Annotated in this window: 7 protein-coding genes and 1 riboswitch; of the genes, 3 read left to right on the top strand and 4 right to left on the bottom strand. The window is 72.4% G+C overall.

Annotated features, from left to right (window positions below; translation table 11 throughout):
• From A6Q79_RS12725 to A6Q79_RS12735, 3 genes are all read right to left on the bottom strand, one after another.
• Positions 1 to 770: hypothetical protein (locus A6Q79_RS12725; protein ID WP_317698552.1), on the bottom strand; the 770-nt coding region annotated here is incomplete at its 3' end.
• A 93-nt stretch (positions 771 to 863) separates the two neighbouring features.
• A riboswitch (cobalamin riboswitch) is annotated at positions 864 to 939 on the bottom strand.
• Positions 940 to 1066: 127 nt separating this feature from the next.
• The gene (rraA, locus tag A6Q79_RS12730) at positions 1067 to 1561 is read right to left on the bottom strand and encodes a ribonuclease E activity regulator RraA (RefSeq protein ID WP_286689472.1); all 495 of its coding nucleotides are present in this window, start codon (positions 1559 to 1561) and stop codon (positions 1067 to 1069) included.
• A gap of 54 nt (positions 1562 to 1615) precedes the next feature.
• A complete protein-coding gene (locus A6Q79_RS12735) occupies positions 1616 to 1768 on the bottom strand; it encodes a hypothetical protein (protein WP_286689471.1) in 153 nt (50 codons plus the stop codon).
• Positions 1769 to 1875: 107 nt separating this feature from the next.
• Here A6Q79_RS12735 and A6Q79_RS12740 point away from each other — a divergent pair, with 107 nt between their 5' ends.
• Genes A6Q79_RS12740 through A6Q79_RS12750 form a run of 3 tightly spaced genes read left to right on the top strand, consistent with a single transcriptional unit; the run spans position 1876 to position 4942 of the window.
• Complete coding sequence (locus tag A6Q79_RS12740) at positions 1876 to 2544, top strand: metal-dependent transcriptional regulator (protein WP_286689470.1); 669 nt, start codon at positions 1876 to 1878, stop codon at positions 2542 to 2544.
• Between the two features lie 59 nt (positions 2545 to 2603).
• The gene (locus A6Q79_RS12745) at positions 2604 to 4505 is read left to right on the top strand and encodes an acyl-CoA dehydrogenase (protein WP_286689469.1); all 1902 of its coding nucleotides are present in this window, start codon (positions 2604 to 2606) and stop codon (positions 4503 to 4505) included.
• Positions 4502 to 4942 carry a hypothetical protein gene (locus A6Q79_RS12750; protein WP_286689468.1) on the top strand — a complete coding sequence of 147 codons (441 nt, stop codon included), beginning with the start codon at positions 4502 to 4504 and terminating at the stop codon, positions 4940 to 4942. The genes A6Q79_RS12745 and A6Q79_RS12750 overlap by 4 nt, the downstream gene beginning before the upstream one ends.
• Positions 4943 to 4944: 2 nt before the next feature.
• Here A6Q79_RS12750 and A6Q79_RS12755 read toward each other — a convergent pair whose 3' ends face one another.
• Positions 4945 to 6315, bottom strand: coding sequence for a GntP family permease (locus A6Q79_RS12755; RefSeq protein WP_286689467.1), 1371 nt, complete (start codon positions 6313 to 6315; stop codon positions 4945 to 4947).
• Positions 6316 to 6754: the final 439 nt, after the last annotated feature.

Genomic DNA, 6754 nt, shown 5'->3' on the forward strand with positions numbered 1-6754 from the left:
AGATGTGTATAAGAGACAGGGGTCGTGCGGGCGCTGTCGACGGCGTCGTCGAGCCGCGCGGCGTCGACGGTCGAGTACCTCCTGAAGCAGCAGTGCGCCGACGGTGGGTTCCGGGTGAGCATGGCCGACGAGCAGTGCGGGACGCCTGGTGCCGAGCAGGGCCCGACCGTCGACGCCACCGCCTTCGCCCTCCAGGCCCTGGGGGTCGCGCGCGAGCACGGGATCAGCGGTCTCGACGACGCCGTCGACAGCGCCCGCACGACCCAGGCCTGGCCGATCGTGTTCGAGAAGTCCCCGTACTCCGACAGGTCGGAGGCGCGGCCCGCCGACGTCCCCTCGGTGACCACGCGCTCCTCGGCGCGCTGGACCAGGTTCACCCCGCCGAAGCTCGTCGCGTCCTGGCCCGCCTCCTGGACCGCGCTGGCGAGCTTGCCCGTGGCGCCGGCGTAGCGATCGTCGGGGGCGAACGAGCCGCCGGTCGTGTACTCGTCGACCTTCGACGCCAGCGCCTCGACGATGCGCTGCTGCGTGGCGGTCCGGGTCTCGAGGTCGTGCAGCGCGAGGAAGACGTCGATGGTCAGGCCGAGGTCGTCGAAGTCGTACTGCTCGTTGTGCACGACGCCGTCGGTCAGCTGGTCGTCCAGCCACCGCGCCGCGGAGTAGGCGTAGGAGTTCGGAGCGGCCTGGGCGGCCGGGGCGGCGCCCAGGAGGCCGGCGCCGAGGGCGACGACGGCGGTCGCGACGATGCCGCGACGGAGGGGGTGCTTCATGGGGGTCCTCACCCGCTGCAAAAGAGCAGGGGCGCCCCTCGGGGGGAGACCCGCTGCGACCACGACAGCGTGATTCGGTCGGGTGCCCGGTGCGGTGTTCCGGCTCCCCCCGACGCCGGGCGGCAGGGGCTACGGTTGCGGGTCAGCGCCGGACTTCGACCGGCTTCCCCGCAGGCAGGCACGTGGAGTGATGGTGTCGACTGACAGGCGGACGGTACCACCCGCTCCCGTCGCGGAGCGAGGGCTGAGACCGGGATCTCAGGCGAAGGGTCCCCCTCGGGCGACCAGCACCGCGCTCACACCGCGTCCAGGCGGCCCTCGGCCACGAGCACGCCGGTGGCGTCGGCGTAGACCCACTGTCCGGGCCGCACGGTGACGCCCCCGAAGGCCAGCTCGACGCCGACGTCGCCGAGGCCGCGGCGCTCGGTGCGCACGGGCGTGGGCGCCAGGGCCTGGACACCGAGGTCGAGGTCGCGCAGGACCTCCACGTCGCGCACGGCGCCGTGGATGACGAGACCGGCCCAGCCGTTCTCGACGTAGCGGGCGGCGATGAGGTCGCCGAGGAGGGCCCGGCGCAGCGAGCCGCCGCCGTCGACGACGAGGACCCGTCCCTCACCGGGCTGCTCGCCCAGCTCCTTGACGCGCGAGTTGTCCTCGAAGCAGGAGACCGTCTCGACGGGGCCGGCGAAGGCCTCCCGTCCACCGAAGCCGCGCAGAAGCCCGGGCTGCACGACCGACACACGGTCGGGGTGGTGGTCGTCGCAGAGGTCGGGCGTGGTCCATCCGGTCATGGGGTCCTCCGGGTCGGGGTGCACCACGACCCTATGCGCACCACCACGGGCGGGTCAGCCGACCTGGCCGCCCACCGCGACGACGGCGACGAAGCCGCCGACGAACAGCACGGTGCGCGCCAGGCCGGAGCGCAGGAGCCGCAGCTGCACGGCGTCGAGCCGCGGAGCGGCCGGCCGCGAGGAGCCGGAGTGCGCGATGTTCGCCATGCCCGACACGCTACCACCCGGTGCAGAACACACAAGTTCGGTGGACCGAACTCGCGCGGGAGGTCGTGAGCCCCCGGGACGCGTCCGCCCTCCCCTACCCTGGAGCGGTGCCCGCCTCCGCCCTGTCGTCCTCGATGCAGGACTACCTGAAGGTCATCTGGACCACCCAGGAGTGGGACGACTCGCCCGTGACGTCGCGGGCGCTCGCCGAGCGGTTCGGCGTCTCCCCGTCGACCGTGTCCGAGGCGCTCAAGAAGCTCGCCGCCGCGGGGCTGGTCGACCACGAGCGCTACGGCACCGCCACCCTCACCGACGCCGGCCGCGCGGCCGCGCTCGCGATGGTCCGACGTCACCGCCTCGTCGAGACCTTTCTCGTCGACTACCTGGGCTACGCCTGGGACGAGGTGCACGACGAGGCCGAGGTGCTCGAGCACGCCGTCAGCGACGACTTCGTCGAGCGTCTCTCCGCCCGCCTCGGGCACCCCGAGTTCGACCCGCACGGCGACCCCATCCCGACCGCGGACGGCCGCCTGCCCGCCCTCGACGCACGCCCCCTCGTCGACGTCGAGGCGCCCGCGCGGCTGCGGGTCGTGCGGGTCTCCGACGAGGACCCCGCCCTGCTGCGCCACCTCGTCGACCTCGGTATGACGCTCGGCGTGACGCTGCGGCTCGTCGAGCGCCACGACTTCGCGGGCACCCTGGCCGTCGAGCTCGACGGCACGCAGCGCGACCTGGGGCACGTCGCCGCAGCCGCGATCTTCGTCGCCCCGGCCTGATCGCGGACGGCTCGCTCACAGCACTGCGGGGACCCCCGAGCGCGAGTAGCGTTCGGCCCATGACGCTGTCCGACGAAGTCCGCATCGCCCTCGACGGAAAGTGGCGGCACGTGCGCGAGCAGTCGCGCACGGAGCTCGCGGCGATGGAGCTGGCCTACGACCTCGACCTCGACATCGACGCCGCACGCGAGCGCACCCTGCGCCAGCTGCACGGCCTCGTGCCGACCGGCGTGCCCGCGGCCGGCTTCCGCACCGAGCACGGAGGCGGCGGTGACCCCGGCATGGCGGTCACCGGCATCGAGATGCTCGCCCAGTTCGACCTGTCGCTCATGGTCAAGGCCGGGGTGCAGTGGGGTCTCTTCGGCGGCGCGGTCGAGAACCTCGGCACCGAGCGGCACCGCGACCTGATCCCCCGGCTCATCGAGCTCGACCTCGTCGGCTGCTACGCGATGACCGAGATCGGCCACGGCAGCAACGTCCAGCACCTCGAGACGACCGCCACCTACGACGCCGAGACGCAGGAGTTCGTCGTCGACTCCCCCACGCCGTCGGCGACGAAGGACTACATCGGCAACGCCGCCGCGCACGCCACCGTGGCCGCGGTGTACGCGCAGCTCGTCACCCGCGGCGAGAACCACGGCGTGCACTGCTTCCTGGTGCCGCTCCGCGACGAGCAGGGCCAGGTGCTCGAGGGCGTCGAGGTCGGCGACGACCGCCACAAGGGCGGCCTGGGCGGCGTCGACAACGGACGTCTGGCGTTCCACCAGGTGCGCATCCCCCGCGTCAACCTGCTCAACAAGTACGGCGACGTGGCCGAGGACGGCACCTACTCCTCACCCATCGACGACGTGAACCGACGCTTCTTCAGCATGCTCGGCACGCTCGTGCGCGGACGGATCAGCGTCGGCGGGTCGGCGCTCGCGGCGGCGGAGGTCGCGCTCAGCATCGCCGGCCGCTACGCGCTGCAGCGTCGCCAGTTCGGCCAGGACGGCGAGCCGGAGGTGCTGCTCGCCGACTACCGCCTGCACCAGCGTCGTCTGCTGCCGCTGCTCGCCCGCTCCTACGCGTACCGCTTCGCGCAGAACCAGCAGGTCTCGCGCATGGACCGGCTGCAGCGCGCCACCGAGCCCGACGCGCAGCAGCAGCGTGAGCTGGAGGGCCGCGCCGCCGGGCTGAAGGCGATCATGACCTGGCACGCGTCCCGCGCGATCAACGAGTCGCGCGAGATGTGCGGCGGCGCGGGCTACCTCGCCGAGAACCGGCTCACGGTCCTGCGCGGCGACATCGACGTGTTCACGACCTTCGAGGGCGACAACCACGTCATGCTGCAGCTGCTCAGCAAGGAGCTGCTCACCTCCTACGCCAAGGAGGTCGGCGGGCTCGACCCGTTCGGCATGGTCCGGTTCGTCGCCGAGACGGTTGCCGACACGGTCCGCGAGCGGACCGCCGCCAGCCAGCTCATCCAGCGCCTCATCGACGCGGCACCCGCCGGCGGCGACGCGCACGACCTGCTCGACCGCGGCACGCAGCTGAGCCTGTTCGAGGACCGCGAGCAGCACCTCATCGAGACGGCCGCCCGACGCCTCCAGCGGGCCGCGAAGGCCAAGGGCGAGGAGGCGTTCCGCATCTTCAACGACGCGCAGGACCACCTCATCCGCTGCGGTCGCGCGCACGTCGACCGCGTCGTGCTCGAGGCGTTCACCGCCGGCATCGCCCGCTGCGAGGACGAGGAGGCCGCGAACCTCCTACGCCAGGTGTGCACCGTGTACGCACTGAGCGTCATCGAGGACGACCTGGCCTGGTTCATGGCACACAACCGCATCTCCGACCAGCGCGCCAAGGCCGTCACGCAGCTGCTCAACGAGCAGCTCGCCGAGCTGCGCCCGCACCTGCTCACGCTCGTCGAGGGACTGGGCGTGCCCGAGGAGACCCTCGGCGCCGCGATGCTCCTGAAGCAGTGACGCCCCGGCGCCTCGGCACGACCCTGGCCGCGCTCGCCCTGCTGACGGCGGGGTGCGCGCAGTCCGTCGACGTCGACGGAGCCGCACGGTGGCGCGACCGCGCGGACGAGGCCGCCCGGTCGGCGCTGGTCGCCGTCGGCGACCGGGTGACGCTGGCACCCGACGACACCCTGTCCGGCCGGGCCGACACCCAGCGCTGCCCGGGTCGGGGCAGCGACGCGGTCGTGCACCGCGTCGACGCCACGCTCGACCTCGCGTCGGCGCCACCGCCGGGCCTGGCCGACGCCGTGCGCGCCGCGGTGCCGTCGGGGTACGACGTCGAGGTCGACGTGCAGCCCGACCGGGTCGTGCTCGGCGTCGTCAGCCGGTGCCTCGACCTGCCGAGGATCCAGACGATCGAGATGGCGCTCGAGGGTCGCTACCGCGTCGAGCCCTGACGTCAGGCCAGGAACGCGACGGCGAGCACCATCGGCAACGACACCAACGAGGCCATGCTGGTGACCAGGGTCATCGTCTTCAGCGCGCCCTTCGTCGTCAGGCCGAGCAGCGACTTGAACATCCAGAAGAAGTTCGAGTTCACGGTGAGCGCGAACATCGACCCCGACGCGACGGCCAGGCCGATCGCGAGCGGTGCGACGTCGATGGAGCCCAGCACCGGGCTGATGATGCCGGCCGCCGCGATGGCCGCCACGGACACCGAGCCGATCGCGAGGTGCAGCACCGCGGCGATGAACCACGCCAGCAGGATGCTGGTGACCACGGCAGCACCCTCGCTGGCCGAGAACAGCGACGCGAGGGTCTGGTCGAGGCCCGTCGCCTCGATGACCGCGCCGAGCGAGCCGCCGATGCCGGTGATGAGCAGGATCTCGCCCGTCGTGTGGAAGCCGGTCTTGAGCGCCTTGTCGGTGCGCTCCACGCCGGTCGCGGCACGCGCGAGCAGGTAGGCGCCGAGCAGGCCCACGAACAGCGCGACGTTCGGGTTGCCGAGGAACGCGACGAACCCGTTCGTCACGTCGGCGAGGTCGGCGAACGCACCTCCGGCGATCATCAGCAGGGGCACGAGGATCGGCAGGAGGGCCACCGGCAGCGGCACGTCGACGTCGCTGCGGCTCGCGCCCTCGCCAGGACCGGTGCCGGCGGTGTTCTGCTCCACGCCGTCGCCGTCGAGCGGCTCGTCCTGCGCCTCGTCGGTCTCGGGCTTCCACCAGCCGAGGCGGAGCAGCCGGCCGAACAGGAAGGTGGTGAGCAGCGCGGTGACGGGACCGAGGACGATGCCCGCGATCATGTACGTGCCGAGCGGGATCTCGAGGATCCCCGCGATCGTGACGGCGGCCAGGCCGGGCACGACGAACACGTAGCCCGCGAAGATGCCCGTGCCGATCGCGCCGGCCAGGTGCGCGAGCCCGCGGGGACCGACGTGGCGCGCCGACGACCGCGCGATCGGCGCGGCGAGTACCACCTGGACGTCGACGTAGATGGACGGGAACACCGTCGACATGGCGCCGGTGAGCGCGTAGGGCAGCCGCTTCGCCCCCACGACCGACAGCAGCGCCCGCACGAGCTTGCGGAACGTGCCCAACGAGTGCAGGAGGGCGCCGATGAGCACGCCGAACCCGATGAGGAGCCCGACCTTCGTCATGATCTCGCCGAACCCGCCGGTGATGGCGGTGACCGTGCCCTCGAACCCCACGCCCGCGGCGAGCCCCAGGTAGAGGCAGGCGATCACGAGCGAGATCACCGGGTCGACCTTCGCCCAGATGATCAGCCCGACCACGAGCACGATGGCGATGGCGGTGTGGACGACTTCCACGGTCTTCCCCCTCGATCGACAGTGCGCCTCACCCTAGGCCACCCCACCGTGCGCGGCCCCCACGCGAGGTCCCGCTGGTCGAAGCGAGTCCCGCTCGTCGAGGCGGGTCCCGCTGGTCGAAGCGAGTCCCGCTGGCCGAGGCGGTCCCGCTGGTCGAGTAGGCGCCGCACGTGAGGAACGAACGCCGAGGCGCCGTATCGAGACCACCCGGCAACGGCTCAGCGCGGGCCAACCCCCAGGCGTCTGCGTGGAATGGTCTCCATACGCCCGGAGCACGCTCGTGCCTCGCGGCTCCGCGCTACTCGACCAGCGATTGTCGCGCTGGTCGAGTAGCAGGGACGAGCTTGCGAGGTCCCTGCGTATCGAGACCACCCGGCAACGGCCCAGCGCGGACCGGCCCCCAGCGATGGTGTGGGGTGGTCTCGATACGCCCGGAGCA

The organism is Aeromicrobium sp. REDSEA-S32_B7, assembly GCF_001626145.1.
GTDB classification, from domain to species: Bacteria; Actinomycetota; Actinomycetes; order Propionibacteriales; family Nocardioidaceae; genus Aeromicrobium; species Aeromicrobium erythreum.

What these genes read in the sequence shown, in the direction of transcription:
- rraA (WP_286689472.1), bottom strand. Translation starts at nt 1,561, where the DNA reads ATGACCGGATGGACCACGCCCGACCTCTGCGACGACCACCACCCCGAC.
- A6Q79_RS12735 (WP_286689471.1), bottom strand. Translation starts at nt 1,768, where the DNA reads ATGGCGAACATCGCGCACTCCGGCTCCTCGCGGCCGGCCGCTCCGCGG.
- A6Q79_RS12745 (WP_286689469.1), top strand. Translation starts at nt 2,604, where the DNA reads ATGACGCTGTCCGACGAAGTCCGCATCGCCCTCGACGGAAAGTGGCGG.